Annotated in this window: 1 protein-coding gene; it reads right to left on the bottom strand. The window is 59.0% G+C overall.

Annotation, left to right across the window (positions count from 1 at the left end):
• Positions 1-154: 154 nt before the first annotated feature.
• Positions 155-870: IS5 family transposase (locus tag VSR34_RS38040; protein ID WP_342965193.1), on the bottom strand; the 716-nt coding region annotated here is incomplete at its 5' end.

Genomic DNA, 870 nt, shown 5'->3' with positions numbered 1-870 from the left:
CAGGTTGCGGAAATACACCCTCGGCGGAAGCGGCGCTCCTCGATTTACGCGCCCGCCGGTCGCAAACTTTCGCATTGTGCAATCGCAACGCGAATTCAACGTTCTTTCGGCGGCTTGAGGCTATTTTTTGGCCTCATTGCCGCGATTACCGTCACTATGGACGGACTTGTGCCAGCGATCGCATGCGCACAAGGTTGTACGCCGCCATGTTCAACACGAACATTTGGTCCACCTTCTTCAAGCCACGCACCATCACCTGGCGCATGCGGCCCACGGTCTTGGCCCAGCCGAAACCTTGTTCGATCAACTTGCGCTTTTGCTGCGAAATGGCGTAGCCCGCGCTCGCGGCAATCGTTTCTGGCACTGCCGAACGCCGTCCCGAGGTGTTTTGCGCAACGTGCGGTGTAACCTTCATCTGCTGGCACGCCTCGATGAATTCCTGTGCGTCGTAACCCCTATCTGCGCCCAGCGTGATTTCTGCGCTCGCATCTCCTACCACTTGCCGCGCGTCGTTGATCATGACCTTGGCTGCTTCGCGCTCGGCATGCCCGTCAGCGCGCGTCACACGCGCGTTGACCACCAGGCCATGCCGATTGTCGGTCAGCGTGTGGCCCATGTACCGCAATTCGCTGGCCGTTTTGCCTTTGCGATAGAGCTGCGCATCTGGATCGGTCTTCGACTGATGTGTCTCGTTGCTACGTTTCTCGCCCTTGAAATCACCCGCGCCGCCACCGTCGTTGTCCTGATCGACCCCATTCTTGCGTACAAAGCTCTTGTGTCCAGCCCACGCCTGGATCAGCGTGCCGTCCACGCTGAAATGTTCACCCGAGAGCAGGCACTTCTTCTCGGCAATGGCCACCACCTCGTTGA

This window comes from Paraburkholderia sp. JHI2823 (genome assembly GCF_038900695.1).
In the GTDB taxonomy this organism is placed as follows: Bacteria; Pseudomonadota; Gammaproteobacteria; order Burkholderiales; family Burkholderiaceae; genus Paraburkholderia; species Paraburkholderia mimosarum.
The sequence above is the reverse complement of the archived record's forward strand: the minus strand, read 5'-3'. Positions and strand labels throughout refer to the sequence as shown.